Annotated in this window: 8 protein-coding genes; 4 read left to right on the top strand and 4 right to left on the bottom strand. The window is 59.9% G+C overall.

The genetic code is table 11. The annotated features are described in order from the left end of the window. Positions 1-106: 106 nt before the first annotated feature. The 3 genes from carA to HMPREF3039_RS08705 form a co-directional block, all read right to left on the bottom strand. The gene (gene carA / locus HMPREF3039_RS08715) at positions 107-1,213 is read right to left on the bottom strand and encodes a glutamine-hydrolyzing carbamoyl-phosphate synthase small subunit (protein ID WP_067572720.1); all 1,107 of its coding nucleotides are present in this window, start codon (positions 1,211-1,213) and stop codon (positions 107-109) included. 30 nt (positions 1,214-1,243) lie between these two features. Further along, the gene (gene carB, locus HMPREF3039_RS08710; RefSeq protein WP_067572722.1) at positions 1,244-4,447 is read right to left on the bottom strand and encodes a carbamoyl-phosphate synthase large subunit; all 3,204 of its coding nucleotides are present in this window, start codon (positions 4,445-4,447) and stop codon (positions 1,244-1,246) included. 255 nt (positions 4,448-4,702) lie between these two features. Continuing rightward, a complete protein-coding gene (locus tag HMPREF3039_RS08705; RefSeq protein WP_082770232.1) occupies positions 4,703-6,835 on the bottom strand; it encodes a glutamine synthetase III family protein in 2,133 nt (710 codons plus the stop codon). Positions 6,836-7,238: 403 nt separating this feature from the next. On the opposite strand from HMPREF3039_RS08705, the gene gltB reads away from it, so the two are divergent. From gltB to HMPREF3039_RS08690, 4 genes are all read left to right on the top strand, one after another. Next, the gene (gltB, locus tag HMPREF3039_RS08700) at positions 7,239-11,678 is read left to right on the top strand and encodes a glutamate synthase large subunit (protein WP_067572724.1); all 4,440 of its coding nucleotides are present in this window, start codon (positions 7,239-7,241) and stop codon (positions 11,676-11,678) included. Positions 11,679-12,123: 445 nt separating this feature from the next. Continuing rightward, a complete protein-coding gene (locus HMPREF3039_RS14170) occupies positions 12,124-12,576 on the top strand; it encodes a hypothetical protein (protein ID WP_167506796.1) in 453 nt (150 codons plus the stop codon). Beyond that, the gene (locus tag HMPREF3039_RS08695) at positions 12,509-14,950 is read left to right on the top strand and encodes a ligand-binding sensor domain-containing protein (RefSeq protein WP_167506797.1); all 2,442 of its coding nucleotides are present in this window, start codon (positions 12,509-12,511) and stop codon (positions 14,948-14,950) included. The genes HMPREF3039_RS14170 and HMPREF3039_RS08695 overlap by 68 nt, the downstream gene beginning before the upstream one ends. Next, a complete protein-coding gene (locus HMPREF3039_RS08690) occupies positions 14,947-15,474 on the top strand; it encodes a hypothetical protein (RefSeq protein WP_197483338.1) in 528 nt (175 codons plus the stop codon). Before HMPREF3039_RS08695 ends, HMPREF3039_RS08690 begins: the two co-directional genes overlap by 4 nt. A gap of 200 nt (positions 15,475-15,674) precedes the next feature. Here the strand turns inward: HMPREF3039_RS08690 and HMPREF3039_RS08685 are convergent, their stop codons facing one another. After that, entirely contained in the window at positions 15,675-18,161 is a 2,487-nt protein-coding gene (locus HMPREF3039_RS08685) for a beta strand repeat-containing protein (protein WP_067572730.1), read from the bottom strand. Between the last annotated feature and the right edge of the window lie 257 nt (positions 18,162-18,418).

Here is an 18,418-nt window from a genome sequence, read left to right as displayed (position 1 = left end):
AACCGGCTCCGTCCAGGCAGAGCCGCGGGTAAGAGATAACGCATTTTTCCGGAAGTGACGAGGAAAAATGCGCAGGCATGAAGAGCGTCTGTTTTTTGTGCCCCGCCTACCGCTTGCGGGAGGCGATCATTTGCTTGAAGTCCCGGAACAGGTACTGGGGGTCGCGGGGGCCGGGGGCGGCTTCCGGATGGTACTGCACGCTGAAGACGGGCAGCGTCTTGTGGGCGATGCCTTCCACCGTGTTGTCGTTGAGGTTCAGCAGGGTGATTTCCACGTCGTCCGGCACGGTGGCCGGGTCCACGGCGAATCCGTGGTTCTGGGAGGTGATGCTGATTTTGCCCGTTTTAAGGTCCTTGACCGGGTGGTTGGCGCCGCGGTGGCCGAATTTGAGCTTGAAGGTTTTCGCCCCCAGCGCGTGGGAGATGATCTGGTGTCCCAGGCAGATGCCGAACATGGGGACTTTCCCGATCAGGGCGGCCACTTCCCGGTGGATGTCCGTCAGCGTGGCGGGGTCCCCCGGACCGTTGGAGAGAAAGACGCCGTCCGGTTTCATGGCCAGCACTTCCTCCGCCGTCGTGTGGGCGGGAACTACGGTTACTCGGAAGCCGTTTTCCCTCAATTGGCGCAGGATGTTGTACTTGATGCCGAAGTCGAAGGCCACGATGTCGTATTCCACGGGGGGCAGTTCCGTATCGGTCACCAGCGCGTCCACTTCCTCCGGCGTCATGGGGTGGGAACCGATTTTGTCCACGATGTTGCAGCCTTCCATGGAAGGGGCCTTTCTGGCGGCTTCCACGGCTTCCTCCGGGGTCAGTTCCGTGGTGAGGCAGGAGCGCATGGCTCCGGAGGAGCGCAGGTGCTTGGCTATTTTGCGGGTGTCCACCCCTTCAATGCCGATGACCCCCTGCCTTTCCAGCCACGGGCCCAGCGCTTCCGTGGCGCGCCAGTTGGAATGGAGCTTCGCCAGTTCCGCCACCACAAAGCCGCTGACCTGCGCCCCGGCGGATTCGTTGTCTTCCGGGTTGATGCCGTAGTTGCCGATGAGCGGATAGGTCATGGTGACGATCTGCCCGCTGTAGGACGGGTCGGTCAGGACTTCCTGGTAGCCGGTCATGGAGGTGTTGAAGCAGGCTTCCCCCACTTCCGTGCCCGTGGCTCCGAAGTGCGAACCGATGAAGACGCTCCCGTCTTCCAGTGCGAGAATGGCTCTCATGATGATAGGTATGCTGTGTGTGGTGTGGGATTAAAGGGTCTGGGCGTGGTATTCCTGGATGGTGCACACCTGGAGTTTCCTGTTTTTCAGCGCCTCGATGGCGTTCACGCAGGCCTGGGCGGAGGCCAGGTTCGTGCAGTAGGAGGTCTTGGCGGCGATGGCGGAGGAACGGATGATGATGTCGTCCGCCCGTGCGTCATGGGAGCCGGGCGTGTTGATGATGAAGTCGATGTCTCCGTTCTTGATGTGGTCCACGATGTTCGGGCGGCGCGCCTCGTTCACCTTGTAGGCGCGTTCGCATTCGATGTCGTGCTGGAGCAGGTGGATCATCGTGCCGCGGGTGGCGCACAGGGTGAAGCCCATGTCCGCCAACTGGCGGGCCATGTGGAGCACCCGCTCCTTGTCCCGGTCGTTTACGGAGATGAAGACCTTTCCTTCCGTCGGCAGGGGGTTGAAGGCGCTGACCTGTGATTTGGCGAAGGCGATGTCCGGGTCCGGGTCAATGCCCATGACTTCCCCGGTAGATTTCATTTCCGGCCCCAGCACCACGTCGATGCCCGGGAAGCGGCCCCACGGGAAGACGGCTTCCTTCACGCAGTGGTATTCCGGAGTGATTTCCTGGGTGAAGCCCAGTTCCGCCAGCGTTTTGCCGGCCATGATCTGGGCGGCCAGCTTGGCGAGGGGCTTGCCGATGGCCTTGGAGACGAAGGGCACGGTGCGAGAGGCCCGCGGATTCACTTCAATGACGTAGAGCTGTTCGTCCTTCACGGCGAACTGGATGTTCATCAGGCCGCAGACGTTCAGGCGCCGGGCCAGTTCCTTGGAGGCGCGCGTGATTTCCTTGTGCATTTTCATGGAGATGCCCATGGCCGGGATCATGCTGGCGGAGTCCCCGGAGTGGATGCCCGCGGGTTCCACGTGCTGCATGATGGCGCCGATGACGGCGCGCTCCCGGTCCGCGATGACGTCCACGTCTATTTCCACGGCGTTTTCTAGGAAGCGGTCGATCAGCACGGGGCGTTCCTCGGAGGCTTCCACGGCTTCGTTCATGTACTGGCGCAGTTCCTTTTCCTCATACACGATGATCATGCCGCGGCCGCCCAGCACGAAGGAGGGGCGCAGCAGCACCGGATAGCCGATGCGTCCGGCGATGGCGGCGGCGTCTTCCACGTTGGTGGCCGTTCCCGCTTCCGCCTGCTTCAGCCCCAGTTCCCTGAGCAGGGCGGAGAAGTGTTCGCGGTCTTCCGCCAGGTCAATGGCCTTCGGGCTGGTGCCGATGATGGGCACGCCATGGGCTTCCAGGGCGTTGGCCAGGTTCAGCGGCGTCTGGCCGCCGAACTGGACGATGACGCCGTCCGGCTTTTCCTGCCCGCAGATGTGGAGCACGTCTTCCAGCGTCAGGGGTTCGAAGAAGAGCTTGTCCGAGGAGTCGTAGTCCGTGGAGACGGTTTCCGGATTGGAGTTGACGATGATGGTTTCATACCCCATTTCCCGCAGGGCCATGGAGGCGTGCACGCAGCAGTAGTCGAATTCGATGCCCTGGCCGATGCGGTTCGGTCCGCCGCCCAGGATGAGGATTTTTTTCCGGCCCGTGTCGCGGGCTTCGTTTTCGTCCCCGTAGGTGGAGTAGAAGTAGGGGGTGTAGGCCTCGAATTCCGCGGCGCAGGTATCCACCAGGCGGTAGCCGGGAATGATGCCCTGTTCGCGGCGTTCCTGCCGCACGGCTTCTTCCGTAGTACCGCGCGCCAGGGCGATCTGGCGGTCTGAAAAGCCCAGTTTCTTGGCTTCCCGCAGGTCCAGGGAGGCCAGGCGGCCTCCGGCTTCCGCCAGGTCCCGCATCTGGGCCAGGAACCAGGGGTCGATCTGGGTAAGCTGGTGCACTTCTTCCAGGGAGAAGCCGCTGCTGAACGCCGTTTGGAGCCAGAAGATGCGTTCCGCGGTGGGGACGGCCAGCTTCCGCGTGATTTCCTCCGCGGAGGGGTTTTGCGGCGCCTTGGCGTCGAATCCCCAGCCCCAGCGGCCCGTTTCCAGCGAGCGCAGGGCCTTTTGCAGGGATTCCTTGAAGGTGCGGCCAATGGCCATGGCCTCGCCCACGGATTTCATGGACGTGGTCAGGTGTTCGTCCGCCTGCTTGAATTTTTCAAAGGTGAAGCGGGGGACCTTGGTCACCACGTAGTCGATGGTGGGCTCAAAGCAGGCAGGCGTTTCCCGCGTGATGTCGTTGCTGAGTTCGTCCAGCGTGTAGCCCACGGCCAGTTTGGCGGCCAGCTTGGCGATGGGGAACCCGGTGGCCTTGGAGGCCAGCGCGGAGGAGCGGGAGACGCGCGGGTTCATTTCAATGACGATCATGCGGCCGTTGGCCGGATTGATGGCGAACTGGATGTTGGAGCCGCCCGTTTCCACGCCGATTTCCCGGATGACGGCAAAGGAGGCGTCCCGCATGACCTGGTATTCCCGGTCCGTCAGGGTCTGGATGGGGGCCACGGTGATGGAATCCCCGGTGTGCACGCCCATGGGGTCTATGTTTTCAATGGAGCAGATCACCACGCAGTTGTCCGCGCGGTCCCGCATGACTTCCATTTCAAATTCCTTCCAGCCGATGAGGGATTCTTCAATCAGGATTTCCGAGACGGGGGAGAGGTCCAGCCCGCGGGCGCAGATTTCTTCAAATTCCGTCTTGTTGTACGCCACGCCGCCGCCCATGCCGCCCAGCGTGAAGGCGGGCCGGATGATGAGGGGGAAGGTTCCTATGTCCCGCGCCACCTGGCGGGCCTCCTCCATCGTGTGGGCGATGCCGGAGCGGGGCACGTCCAGGCCGATGCGGATCATGGCCTCCTTGAACAGGTTGCGGTCCTCCCCGCGGTCAATGGCGTCCGCGTTGGCGCCGATCATGCGCACGTTTTCCCGTTCCAGCACGCCGCTGCGGTGCAGTTCCATGGCGCAGTTCAGGGCGGTCTGGCCGCCCAGGGTGGGGAGCAGGGCGTCCGGTTTTTCCCGGATGATGATTTTCTCCACGAATTCCGGGGTAATCGGTTCAATGTAGGTGCGCGGGGCGGTCTCCGGGTCCGTCATGATGGTGGCGGGGTTGGAGTTGACCAGCACCACTTCATAACCTTCTTCCCGGAGGGCCTTGCAGGCCTGGGTGCCGGAGTAGTCGAATTCACAACCCTGGCCGATGACGATCGGGCCGGACCCGATCACGAGAATCTTTTTGATGGAGGTGTCTTTAGGCATAATGGCGATGGAAGAATCTTGCAGTCCTGGACCGTGGATTTCCGCCGGGGGAATTAAGTGCCCGCAGGCTCCCGGAGGAAAGTTTTTTTACGGCAAATGACGCGGATTTTTGAGGGAAAAGCACCGGAGGGGCCGGCGGAAGAGGCGCGGGGCGCATCCGGGTGCGCCAAGGCTCCGGAGCCGTGCCGTTCCCCCTGCGGGCTGAGGCTTGTCCCGCAAAGGGGCGGCATGACTCCGGAGCTCCGTCGTTGCACCCTAATAGATGAACAGCATTTCCCGGTACTTGGGGAGAGGCCAGGACCGGTCGTTCACCAGGGTTTCTGCGGCATCGACGCTGGTTCTCAATCGGGACATCGCTTCCAGGATGTCCTCATGGCAGCTTGTGAGCGCCGTTTCCAGGGTGTCCAGGTCGGTCACGATGGAGTCCAGGGCGTCGCCGAGCTTGTCCGCCAGTTTCCGGAGGGAGGCGGTACCGATGGTCTGCTTGGCGTCCAGCGCCCTGGAGAGCGCGGAAACGGTTTGCTTGTATTCATTGCGCAGGGCGGGGAGGATGATGGTGGCCGCCATTTCCCAGGAAAGGCGCCCTTCAATGCGGATGCGCCTGTGGTATTCTTCCAGGAAAATTTCAAACCGGGATTCCAGTTCCCGCCGGGAGAACACGCCGTATTTCTCGAACAGGTCCAGGTTTTTTTCATTCACCAGGGTGTGGAGCGCCGTCATCGTGTTCTTCAGGTTGGGCAGGCCGCGGCGTTGCGCCTCCTTCACCCATTCCTCGGAATAGTTGTCTCCGTTGAAGATGATTCTCTTGTGTTCGGAGATTCTCCGCTTGAGCGTTTCCTGGAGCTGGGACAGGAAGGTTTCCGGCGCGAAGGAGGAGAGTTCCTCCGCCAGGGAGTCGAAGGCTTCCGCCACGATGGTGTTCAGCGTCATCATCGGTCCGGCGCAGGACTGGGCCGAGCCGGGGGCGCGGAATTCGAATTTGTTGCCGGTGAAGGCGAACGGGCTGGTGCGGTTGCGGTCCGTGGCGTCTCGCGGCAGGATGGGCAGCGTGTCCACGCCGATTTTGAGCGTGTCGTCGCGCCTGCCGCAGCCGGAGGAGCCGTTGATGATGTTTTCGATCACCTCGTTGAGCTGGTCGCCCAGGAAGATGGAGATGATGGCGGGCGGCGCCTCGTTCGCGCCCAGGCGGTGGTCGTTGCCCGCGCTGGCCACGGAGTTGCGGAGCAGGTCGCTGTGTTTGTCCACGGCTTCAATGATGGCGGTCAGCACGGTCAGGAAGATGGCGTTCTGCTGCGGGTCGTTGCCGGGGTCCAGCAGGTTCTTTTCCCCGTAGGAGATGGACCAGTTGTTGTGCTTGCCGGAGCCGTTGACGCCCGCGAAGGGCTTTTCATGAAGCAGGCACACCAGTCCGTGGCGGTTAGCCTGCTGGCGCAGGATTTCCATCACCAGCATGTTGTGGTCCACGGCCAGGTTCACGTCTTCAAAGAGGGGGGCCAGCTCGAATTGTGCCGGGGCCACCTCGTTGTGGCGCGTCTTGGCCGGAATGCCCAGCCTCCAGAGTTCCTTTTCCACGTCGCTCATGAAGTTGAGGATGCGGGGCTTGATGGAGCCGAAGTAATGGTCCTCCAATTGCTGGTGCTTGGCGGGCGGCGCGCCGAAGAGGGTGCGGCCCGTCTGGACGAGGTCCGGCCGGTTCAGGTAGAAGTTTTTGTCAATGAGGAAGTATTCCTGCTCCGGGCCCAGCGTGATGGTGACATGGGCGTCCGGCAGGTTGAAGCACTTCATGAGCCTTTTGGTGGCGTTGCCCAGCGCTTGACGGGACCGGAGCAGGGGAGTCTTTTTGTCCAGCGCGTCTCCCGTGTAGGAACAGTAGGCGGTGGGGATGCACAGGGTGGCGCCGTTTCCGTGCCTCTTGATGAAGGCGGGGCTGGTGGGGTCCCACGCGGTGTAGCCGCGCGCCTCAAACGTGCAGCGCAGGCCGCCGGAGGGGAAGCTGGAGGCGTCCGGTTCGCTCACGATCAGGTTCTTGCCGGAGAAGCTCATGACCGGTTCCATGCCTTTGGGGTCCAGGAAGGAGTCGTGCTTTTCCGCCGTGGAGCCCGTCATGGGCTGGAACCAGTGGGTATAGTGAGTGGCTCCCCGTTCGATGGCCCATTGCTTCATGGCGTGCGCCACGTCCGCGGCAATGTCCGCATCCAGCGGCAGGCCGTCCTGGATAGTGGACAGGAGGGTTTTTGCCGTGTCCTTAGGAAGATATTTTTTCATCACTTCCGTGCTGAAGACGTCGGCGCCGTAATAATCAATGTTGACAGGCGCGCTCTCGCCCGGGGTGCCGGCGGGCACGGAGGCGATGGCGCTGATGGCTTGTGTTCTTGTCGAGTCACTCATAATGGTTAACTGCTGCATCTTTTATACAGCAAGAAGCGTGCCAACTTTTTTCATCCTTGTTCCCGACAGGACTGGATGTCTATGCAAGGCGTCCACCGTCAATGTGTTCCGGTACGATTTTCCCAGCGGTTCGTGGAGGCGGCTCGTGGAAGGTAAATAAGGAGGCATTTACAAAAATGTAAAATAGCCGGGAAACAATATTTACAAAATTGTAAAAAAGGATGGTGTCTTTTCATGAGGTTTCCCCTCCTTGCCGTTTCCCGGAAAAGGCGGGGAAGCCGGGAATGCCTGTAAAACAGGACGTTTATGGCCGGAAGGAGGGGATGATGGAATCAGAGAGGATAAAGTTGGCACGGTTTTTGCTGTAATGAAGGAAGCTTAACCCAAACAAAACAGCAAACTGATGAATAGTGATCAATTCGAGACAGGCATTCCTGCGCCGCAGGGATTGTATGACTTTGAACAGGAGAGGGACGCCTGCGGCGTGGGCCTGGTGGCGGACCTGAAGAACGAACCCAGCCACAGGATTATTGAGATGGGGGTCACCGTTCTCAAGAGGCTGATGCACCGCGGCGCGGTGGGGAGCGATCCGGAAACGGGCGACGGCGCAGGCATCATGCTGGCCCTGCCGGATGAGTTTTTCCGTCTCGCCCTCCCGAACCAGCTTCCCGCGCGCGGCAGGTACGGCGTGGCGATGATGTTCGGCGGCTGCGGCCATGAAGAGGAGTTGGAAGCCGCCGTGACGGAAAACGGCGGCAGGGTGATTGGCTGGAGGCAGGTGCCCGTCAACCGGGACAGCATCGGGAAGAATGCCCAGCGCACCTGCCCCCTGATCCGCCAGCTGTTCATCGACGGCAGCGGTTTTGCGGACCAGGCGGAGTTTGAACGCAAGCTGTTCGTGATGCGCCGGGAGATGGAGAGGCGAGTGGAAGGCTGCTACGTGTGCAGCTGCTCCAGCCGGAGCATCGTGTACAAGGGGCTGTTCCTCGGCACGCAGATTGACGGTTTTTACGAGGATCTGGCGGATGAGCATTTCAAGTCTCCGCTGGCTCTCGTCCACCAGCGCTACAGCACGAATACCTTCCCCACCTGGAGCCTGGCCCATCCCTTCCGCTACCTGGCCCACAACGGTGAGATCAACACCCTGCGGGGGAACCTGAACCACCTGAAGGTGCGGGAGCCGCATTTATCCTCCTCCCTGCTGGGGGAGGACCTCCGGAAGCTCCTGCCCCTCATTCCCCCCGGCCAGAGTGATTCCGCCTGCCTGGACAACATGGTGGAGCTGCTGGTGGCCGCCGGGCGCGACCTGCGCCACGTGATGCTGATGCTCATGCCGCAGGCCTGGGGCGCCAACTACCATCTGGGGCCGGACGTGCGCGGCTTTTTTGAATACCATTCCGCGATGATGGAGCCGTGGGACGGCCCGACCGCCGTCGTTTTTTCCGACGGCGTGAATGCGGGGGCCATGCTGGACCGCAACGGTCTGCGTCCCGCCCGGTACACGCTGACCACGGACGATATTTTCATTCTGGCCTCGGAAACGGGCGTGGCGGACATTCCCGCGGAGAAAGTGGCCCGACGGGGGCGTCTGCGCCCCGGTGAGATGATTTACTGCGACCTGGTGAACCACCGGCTGGTGTCCGACGCGGAGACCAAGAACGAGATGGCCCGGCGCATGCCCTACCGCCGCTGGGTGGAAAAGAACAAGATTTCCGTCCGTTCCCTGTTTGATTCCATTTCCGCTTCCGCGGAAATGCCGGACCTGACGGCGCACCAGCGCCGGTTCGGATTCACGCAGGAGGACGTGGAACTGATCATACGCCCCATGATGATGAAGGGGGCGGAGCCTCTCGGCTCCATGGGGAACGACGCCCCGCTGGCCGTCCTTTCCGGGAAGGCCCCCCTTCTGTTCAATTATTTCAAGCAGTTGTTCGCGCAGGTGACCAACCCTCCCATCGACCCCATCCGGGAGGAACTGGTCATGAGCCTGACCACGTACATCGGCAACCATCCCAATATTCTGGAAGAAACGCCGGAGCACGCCCGGCTGATCAAGATGGAGCGCCCCGTCATCACGGATGAGGAGCTCAACAGCCTCTGCAATATCCGGGAGGCCGGATTCCCTTCCGCCAGGCTTTCCATCCAGTTTCCGGAAGGTGGGGACGGAAAGGAGCTGCGGGCCGCCCTGGACAACCTGGCTGAGTCCGCCGTGGGGCTGGTCAGGTCCGGCGTGCGCATCCTGGCGCTGACGGACCGCAACATTGGCCGCGGCTATCTTCCCATTCCCAGCCTGCTGGCCTGTTCCGTGGTGCACCGCGCCCTGGCGGCGGAAGGGCTGCGTTCCGACGCGGGCCTGATCGTGGAGACCGGGGAGGCGCGGGAAACGATGCATTTTGCTCTGCTGCTGGGCTTCGGGGCTACGGCGGTCAACCCGTACCTGGCCCTGGCGACGGTCACTTCCCTGGCCGCGCCGCAGGACTGCCCGCTGGATGTGGTGAAGGCTTCCGGCAATTATATCAGGGCCATTGACAAGGGCCTGCTCAAGATCATGTCCAAGATGGGCATTTCCACCCTGCGCAGCTACCGTTCCTCCCAGTTGTTCGAGGCCGTGGGGCTGAACCGTGACCTCATTGACGAGTTTTTCCCCGGCACCGTGAGCCGCGTGGGCGGCATCGGGCTGGAGGAGATAGCCGCGGAGTGCAACCAGCGGACCGCGCAGGCCGCCGGGGAGGAAGGCAGGCTGGACGCCGGGGGCCAGTACAAGTACCGGAAGGGCGGCGAGAACCACCTCTGGAACCCGCAGACGCTCCAGGCTTTCCGCGCCGCCGTGCGCGACAACGACGAACGGAAGTACCGCGAATTCGCGGATTACAGCAACCATCAGGCGCAGCACCTGTGTACGCTGCGCGGCCTGTTTGAGTTCGTTCCCGCGGAAGCCGTTCCCGTGGAGGAAGTGGAGAGCGTGGATTCCATCCTGCGCCGTTTTGTTTCCGGGGCCATGTCCCTGGGCTCCCTGAGCCCGGAGGCCCATGAGACCATCGCCATCGCGATGAACAAGATCGGGGCCAAAAGCAATTCCGGGGAAGGGGGCGAGGACGAGGCCCGGTACGAGCCCAATGCCAGGGGCGAGGTGCGCTACAGCGCGATCAAGCAGATAGCCAGCGGACGCTTCGGCGTCACCATCAATTATCTGCGGCACGCGTCCGAACTCCAGATCAAGATGGCCCAGGGAGCCAAGCCCGGGGAGGGCGGCCAGCTTCCGGCCCACAAGGTGGATCCGTACATCGCCCGGCTGCGCCATTCCATGCCGAACGTCAGCCTTATTTCCCCGCCGCCGCACCATGATATTTATTCCATTGAGGATTTGGCCCAATTGATTTACGACCTCCGGAATTCCAACCCGGAAGCCCGCGTCTCCGTCAAGCTCGTTTCCGAGGTGGGCATAGGCGCGGTGGCCGCCGGGGTGGTGAAGGCCCATGCGGACGTGGTCGTGGTCAGCGGGCATGACGGCGGAACGGGAGCCTCCCCGCTCACCAGCGTGAAGCACGCCGGGCTGCCGTGGGAACTGGGACTGGCGGAAACGCAGCAGACGCTTGTGCTCAACAAGCTGCGTTCCCGCGTGCGGCTCCAGGTGGACGGCCAGTTGCGCACCGGGCGCGACGTGGTGATGGCGGCCCTGCTGGGAGCGGAGGAATTCGGCTTCGGCACCGCCATCCTGATTTCCATCGGCTGCGCGATGCTCCGCAGGTGCCATGAAAATACCTGCCCGGTGGGCGTGGCCACCCAGGACCCGGCCCTGAGGGCCAAGTTCAGCGGCAAGCCGGAATACGTCATCAATTATCTCCGCTTTGTGGCGCAGGAAACGCGGGAAATCCTGGCTTCCCTGGGGCTCCGTTCCCTGGATGAGGCCGTGGGCAGGACGGACCTGCTTTCCGTGAACCGAGCCATTGATTTCTACAAGGCGCAGCACCTGGACTTTTCCTCCATCCTTCATGCGGCGGAGGGCGACGGACGCAGGTTCGACCCCTCCTTTGAAAGGGAGCCGCTGGACAATTACGACCGCCGCCACCTGCTCCCGGACCTGCGGCCCCTGCTGGAGAAAGGGGAAAAGAGCGAGCTTTTCCGCGAGATCCGCAACGTGGACCGGACGGTGGGCACGGAGCTTTCCGGAGAGCTGGTGATGAAGTTCGGGCCGCGCGGTCTGGCGGAAGACACGCTCACGGTACATTTTACCGGGTGCGCGGGGCAGAGCTTCGGGGCCTTTCTGGCGCCGGGCATTACCTTTGAACTCGTCGGGGAAGCGAACGACTTCGTAGGCAAGGGGCTTTCCGGCGGCAAGATTGTCGTGCGGCCTCCGGAGAATATTTCCTATGTTCCGTCGGACAATGTCATTGCCGGGAACGTTATCGGCTACGGCGCCACGTCCGGGAAAATTTTTCTGCACGGGCAGGCCGGGGAACGCTTCGCCATCCGCAACAGCGGCGCCACGATGGTGGTGGAGGGCATCGGCGACCACGGGTGCGAGTACATGACCGGGGGCCGCGTGGCGGTGCTCGGCAAGGTGGGCGTCAACTTCGCCGCTGGGATGACCGGCGGCCTGGCCTACGTGTACGATGCGGACAACAACTTCGATCAGAAATGCAACCTGGGCAGCGTGGACCTGGAAACGGTCATGCCGCACTCCGCCGACGAGGCGGAACTGCTCCAGCTTATTTATGAGCATTACATGGCTACCGGAAGCCGCCGCGCCTGCGGCCTGTTGAGCAACTGGCCGGAGGAACGCGGCAAGTTCATCAAGGTCTTCCCGGTGGAATACCGCCACGCCCTGGCCATGCATTCCTGAAAGAAGCATTCAGCAGGTTTCTGTTGTTTGGGTAACGCTAGGGGCCTCCGCGGGAGCGGGGGCCCCGAATTATGTTGATACCCCTTCCCGGAATTGTTGCGGCGGCCGTCTTCCGGAAGGGAAGGGTTCAGGGCGGGATGAGCTGGAGCGGGGTGAGCTGGGATGGGGTTTCTGTTCCGGCTGTGTGGGAAAAGTGAGCAAAACGTGCGGTTTTGCATGGAATCGGTACGCCGAAGGGTTCGGCGGAATTTATTTTGTGCAGGAAATGGAGGCCTTTTTCCGCTGGAATATCAGTTTTTGAGTATGCGGCAAGAGGAATAATGATTGTTTGATAAGTTTATTAAATTATTGATGCTCAAGATTATGGAATATTTTAAAAATATTGCTTCCGGGTAGTGGGATGAATAATGAAAAATAAGGATTTATGTATTTTTTCTAAAATAATGTGAATGAGTCAAAAAATAGTGGCGAAGTGGAGGAGGTGATCCCGGTGTTGCTGGCGGTATTGATGGGGGGCCTGCACTTCGATCTGGACATGAAGGATTTTTCGTATAGCTTATCGGAACTGACAGACAGTAAATTTATTATATTTTCGGATATGGTTAAATTGCTGTTTTTGTTTGGATATAAGTTGAATATTATTTGGCTTAATGAAAAATACCTGATATCATTAGAAATCATAATAAATTTAATGTATGTTATTGAGCATCATTCGTTTTACCGGAATAGCAGCAGTTGTTTTTTCTTTTTTTGGAATGCGGGTGCAGGCCGTTCCTGTCAATGTACCGGAAAAATTACCCGAGTGCCCGGTCAAGTTCATCCGGGGGATATTGGCGGACAGCCAGGGAGCCATCTGGGCGGTGGGGGAGCGCGAGAGCATCTACCGTCTGGATGTTAAAAACGGGGCTTATGAGAAGTCATGGGTGAACGTGAATTATTCTTCCAGCTTTCCGCGGAAAGCCAATTTCACCTGCATTGCCGAAGACCGGCAGGGCCGGATCTGGGTGGGGACGGACGATTGCGGCGTGGCCGTCTTTAACGGACAGGAATGGAAAATGTATGACCGCAGCAACGCCCTGAATGGAGAGCATGTGTATGCCATTGCCGTCTCCCCGGTCTCCGGGGAAGTGGCCGTGGCCACTTCCGGAGGCGTGGCCTTGTACGATCCCGCGGGCGATTCATGGCAAATGCTGGACCGCTCCACCGGAATGACGGAGGACCAGGCGGCTTCCGCCGGTTTTGATTCCAGGGGGAACCTGTGGCTGGCGTACGGGTTTGGCGGTGTGGCCTGCGCTTCCCGCAAGTCCGGATATTCCCAATGGAAGGCGGTGCAGGCTCCATGGTTCTGGGACAAGAACCAGTTTGTCCGCCAGCCGTATCAGCCGCTTGGCGACGGGCTGCCTTCCAATGCCTGCAATGTTCTGGTTTGCATGGATAAGGACCGGATACTGACGGGAACCTGCTCCGGGCTGGCTTTCAGCAACGGCATCAGTTCCTGGAATTTTGTGCGCGGCAGGGATTACGCCCGCAAGAACAACAGCCTGTATGGAGCCGCCGCAAGAAAGACCGCCATCCCTCCCCAGGGAGATGCGCGCCTGCTGTCGGAGGATTTTGTGTCTGCCCTTGCCGGAAACGGGAAGGATATTTTCGTTGGCTTCCGGACACAGGGGGTGGATGTTCTGGATGCCGACACAATGAAGGTCACGAAGAGACTGCGGAAGGGACTGGAAGGAACCCATATTTCCGATTTGCTGGTCCTGGGGGACGGCAGCGTGCTGGCGGGGACCTATGGCGGCGGCCTGGTCATGGTGCAGGGAGGCGCCCTGTCCTACGATCTGGAGAAGCCGGAGCAGGAAAAGCAGCCCGGCTTTCCCGCGGAGGCGCGGATGGAAGAGTCCGCAAGCGTGCTGAAAAGCCTGGAAGACCTGGGACGCCGCGGCGACAAGGGGAAAAGCATTGTTTTCAAGGGAGAGGACTGGTCCACCAAGGGCGACTGGGGAGGCAAGTACGGAATGACGCGCGCCACGCTGTGCGCGACGAATGCACCCATGAGCAATTCCGAGTTCATGGCCAAGACGGTTCCCTTCCGTACGCTGACGTCGATTCCGGGATTTCCGGGAGCTACGGGAGCCGTATCCTCCTATTGGATTCAGGGAGTCATGGGACTGAACCGCAACAAGAACGATGCGCTGCGGTGGTGGGTGGAGAATGTGAAGGACGACGGCAACCGGAACGTCCTTTTTGATCCGACCGATTCCGTCCGGACTGAGGCGGAATGGGACGACCACGGGGAAGTGTATCCGCATTTTGTCGACGGTCCGGATATCTGGGTGGCTGTGGAAGTGCCGGAAGGGGTTCATGAAATAGCCCTGTATTTTTATAATCCCAACGGCTATCTCAAGAACGAGTCCAGGCGGGATTACCTGATTGAAGCCAGGCGGCACCCGACCACTTCTTTCATCCAGTTTCAATTCAACAATATAGGAGATATTGAAATCGGGAGGAAGACCAAAAAGGGGCTGGCGCTTGCCAAGTCCATGGAGCAATGGCATTCCTTTCCGGTGGAGGCGCGCGCCCGCGTTTCCCGTTTTGCCGGTTCCGGCGTTTACGAACGTTTCATGTGCAGGAGAGGCGGCCTGTACCTGTTCCATGTCCGCAGGAACGGATCGTTCAATACCATTTTGAACGGGGTGTTCGTGAGTGAGAAAGTTCCGTGGGAAACGCGCCAGCCGGAAGAGCTGCCCTATTATGTGCCCGGGGAATTTGCCGGCATCATTCCCACTCCGGGAAAAGTGAATTCATCCATTCCGGGAGAGAAGCACAAGGCCCTGTTCAAGCCGCTGTATGAGTTGCAGTATGACCGCAAATACCTGACTCCGGAAGGATGCAGCCTGCAGAACCGGTACCTTCTTGCCCTGTGGCGGGAGGCCTCCCGGCAGGAGGAACAGGACAAATATACCGTGGACGGCCTGCAGTGGGAGGCCAGGATCAGCGACGAACAGGTGCGGAAGTCATTTGACGAGACGATGAAGCGCTCATGGCACCAGAGCCAGATTTATTATCCGTGCAACCGGTCCAGGGAATTTATGCCGAATGCACCGGGGACCATTCCCTTCTCGCTCCAGGAGGTCATGCTCATGGCGAGACTGCGCATCGACTGGAGGCAATACCGGGACGATGCCAAAACCCTTCCTGAAAAATCCGTCCAGGAGATGAAGGAATACCTGAAACAGGAATTGTTGAAACAGCAAAAATTAAAAAGAGAACAATGAATAAAACTGCATGTGCACTAATGCTGACCCTGTCCGGGACATGCCTGCTGAATGCGGAGCTGGCTCCGCCGAAAACTTCATGGTATGGCAAGTACCTTGATTACACGGGGGTTTCCATCGTGAATAAGGTCCCTCTTCCTCAAACGGGCATCAGGCGCCATAGCGAGGATGGTACGGCGTATGACATCACCCCCGTGAAGTTCAAGATGAGCACCACCCTTTCCAAGAAGCCCAAGACGAAGGAGGAGTGGTATTACAAGGGTATCTATTACATCATCGTCAAGTATTGCGGTCCGATTTCCGATCCCGATGACGGAGGAACCATCTATTTTGAGCAGAATTACGAGCACCGTGTCGTATTTGATCGTAAACATTTCGGAGAATGGGGCATCATTTACAGCTGGGTACACGTGATAGCGCGCTTTACCAATACGGACATTGATGCGGAAGGCGACCGCGGCATCAGCGGAGAGGATGGAAGTATCTTCTTCCAGTATCTTGAAAAATTGCTGGTGGAGTTTTAATTTTCCGCCTTTTTTCCGTCCGGCTGCGGGGCATGGCATGTTTATGCTCCCTGCCGGACGCGTTTATTTCTTGGGTGCATGGCGTGGGGTTGCGGAGGGTGCGGGAGGATAGGGGATGCGTTTTTTGATGCGGGGAAAACCTGCAAAAAGAGGCATTCCCCGGCTGCGGGAAATGCCTCTTGGATAGAACAAGGCAAAGGTCAGGCGTGGCGTTTGCGGCGCATCAGCAGGGATGCCAGTCCCAGAAGGCCCAGCGTGGCTGTGCCGGGTTCCGGCACGGCAAGTCCGGTGAAGGTCAGGCTTCCGTCGTTGAAGGTGACGCCGTCCCAGACAAGCCGGTGCCCGTCCTGGGTGAGGGTCAGCAGGGAGTCCCAGTCGGCGGGTTCCGTGAAGGAGGTTCCCGTTCCTAGCGTGAAGAGGTCAATGGTCTGGGAGAGGGAATCGAAAACCAAGTCACTGCCCAGGTTGAGCGTCAGGCCTCCGGTCAGGGTGAGGGATGACGTGCCCTGCAGGTCGACCAGCGCCGTATTGAAGCTGGTGAGGTTCAGGGAAGCGTTGTTCAGCGTGGCTGCCGTAGCTCCTGTCATGGTCAGGACCTGGCCGGTGGAGATCATCGGCGTGTTGGCGGCGTTGTTCAGGACAACCGTGGAGTCGGTGATGGTTGCGTTCCCCGTCAGGCTGACGGTGATATCCCCGGGAGCGGCCGCATTCCCGAAGTTCTGAACGGCGCCCCGCTGCAGGGTGATGGCGTTCTCCAGGGCCTGACTGTTGGCGTTCAGCGCGCCGCCGCTGATGATGACGGAGCCCTGGCCCAGCGCCGTGGCGGAGTTGGTCCGGACCGTACCGCCCGTGATGGTGGTGCCGCCGCTGTAGGTGTTGTTGCCTGCCAGAACGAGGTTGCCGCTTTTGTTGACCCGCACGCTCAATTTGTGAGAGTCGTCCTTGTCGGAAATGGCGGAGGAGACTGTGTAGGCGTTGGCGCCCCCCGTACTATCGGTGAACAGGATTTCGCCTTCCCCTGTAATGGTGCCCGTAATGTTGGTGCCGTCTCCGTAAAGGGAGCCGGCAATCGTGATGCCGGAGCCCGCGGCGTCAACGGTGATGTTGGCGTTGACCGGAGTATCGGCTCCGTAGGAACGGCTGTTGAGCAGTTCCAGGGTGGAGCCCCCCTTCATCATGATGTCCGGCGTTCCTCCCAGAGTGGTGGCCAGGCTGCTGAGGCTTAACGTCGCATTTTGGCCGATGCTGATGGAAGTGAAATTGTAGGAAGTATCCCCGGCGGTAAGTTTGACCGTTCCGGCGTCAATGATCAGGTGGGCGATGTCTGAGGCGTGGTCGGCGCCGATGGTGCCCGTGCCGTCCGTCACCTTGCGGACCGTCAGCGTGCTGTCTGCATGCGTGATGGGAATGAGCGTACCGCCTTCAAACGTGTATTCCACGTCCCCGGCGCCGGTAAGGGTAAGGGAAGTGGCGTTGTGGGCCCAGGAGTCATTGGCATTGTAGTTGGCGGCGGCCATGGTCAGGGCGCCTTCGAAGGTCCAGTTGGGGTTGGATGCCGTGATCGCGGCGTTTTCTCCCAGAGTCAGGGACCCCGTATAGCGGGAGACCGCGTCTCCCGTGATGGAAAGGGAGGCATTGTCGCCCAGCGTCAGGTTGCCGCCTCCCGACAGGCTTGTCAGGGAATTGGTCCCGTTCATGATAACAGTGCCTGCTCCGTCCAGGGCGGCGTTCCCCATCAGGGCGGTGGACAGGGTAAGCGTTGTTCCCTCCGCCACGCGGAGAATGCCCGGGCCGGTCAGATTCAGGCTGCCGCCGGAGATGGTCAAGTTGCCGCCGGAAACGACAAGTGCGTCCGTACTGCGGGTTTCCCCGCCGGCGATGGTGAGGGTGGCGGGGCCGCTGGTGACGTCAATGGAGGCATAAGCGCCGTCCGAGGCCGTGGCGTCCGTCCAGGAAGCCGTTCCAAGCGTGGAGTCCGTCCAGGCGGAAGTTCCCCCGTCAAGCGTGGCGGAAATTCTTGTACCGTCATAGGTATTGACGATTTGGATGCCGGAAATGCATCCGCGGGTTCCGACGCCGGAACTGTTGCCCGTGCTGCCGATCGTGAGACTGGACGCAGTCTGTCCGTCAACGTAGAGGGCGTTTGTTCCTTCGATCAGCTGGTCAGTAGTGCCGGTGGCGCCCCACGCCGAGGAGCCGGTTACTGTGGAAGAACCGTTCCATGTGTAGGAGATGCCGTTGACGGTCTTGGCGGAGAAGTCCGTGCCGTTGTCGGTGTTGCAGTAAATGTAGACCCCGTAGGTAAGAAAATCGAGGCCGCTGACCGTGATATTGATTCCGTTGCCGTCGTCCAGATAGCCTTTAAGAAGCTGGCCGTCCCCGGTGGTGGGGGTGGCGTCGGTCTGCCAGATGTTTTTGCTGGACCAAGTGACGTCGGCTCCCGTAGCGGCTCCGTTGTTGTCTTTCAGCGCCTGTCCGGTTGACTGGGAAGCGTCGCCGAACTGGTTCCAGTTGGAACCTGCAACGGGGGAAAGTCCGGCGGTTGAAGAATCCTGGATGGTTCCTGCGTTGGAGCCGAAGTTGATGCTGATGCTTTCTCCGGCGGCTTGAGACTGGGTGGCCCCGGCTCCGAAGACGGAGGCTGCCAGGACCCATGCGGCGAGTTTATGCGGTAAACGAGGGTGCATAAATTGTTTTGTTAATGTAGATTGATAAAATTGAACCGGCTTCAGATTACGGAATGATGGAGCCTACGGAATGAATTGTTCGTAGCGGATTATGAATTCGAATGGCATGAAAAAATAACGAACATTAAGAAAATGAATTGATTGTAATTATCATTGCTTCCGTTTTTATTTTTTATTTATTAAATTTCATTTAATTAATGTTTTCCTAACCTGTTTTTATTTAGACTTTCGGATTGACTCCGAATTCATAATCCGCT

The organism is Akkermansia sp. KLE1798, assembly GCF_001580195.1.
Classification (GTDB): Bacteria; Verrucomicrobiota; Verrucomicrobiia; order Verrucomicrobiales; family Akkermansiaceae; genus Akkermansia; species Akkermansia biwaensis.
This window is presented reverse-complemented; position numbering and strand designations above follow the sequence as displayed.

Bases quoted from the DNA above. Each gene is read 5' to 3' on its own strand.
- carA (WP_067572720.1), bottom strand. From the start codon at position 1,213: ATGAGAGCCATTCTCGCACTGGAAGACGGGAGCGTCTTCATCGGTTCG.
- HMPREF3039_RS08705 (WP_082770232.1), bottom strand. From the start codon at position 6,835: ATGAGTGACTCGACAAGAACACAAGCCATCAGCGCCATCGCCTCCGTG.
- HMPREF3039_RS08685 (WP_067572730.1), bottom strand. From the start codon at position 18,161: ATGCACCCTCGTTTACCGCATAAACTCGCCGCATGGGTCCTGGCAGCC.
- gltB (WP_067572724.1), top strand. From the start codon at position 7,239: ATGAATAGTGATCAATTCGAGACAGGCATTCCTGCGCCGCAGGGATTG.
- HMPREF3039_RS08690 (WP_197483338.1), top strand. From the start codon at position 14,947: ATGAATAAAACTGCATGTGCACTAATGCTGACCCTGTCCGGGACATGC.
- carB (WP_067572722.1), bottom strand. From the start codon at position 4,447: ATGCCTAAAGACACCTCCATCAAAAAGATTCTCGTGATCGGGTCCGGC.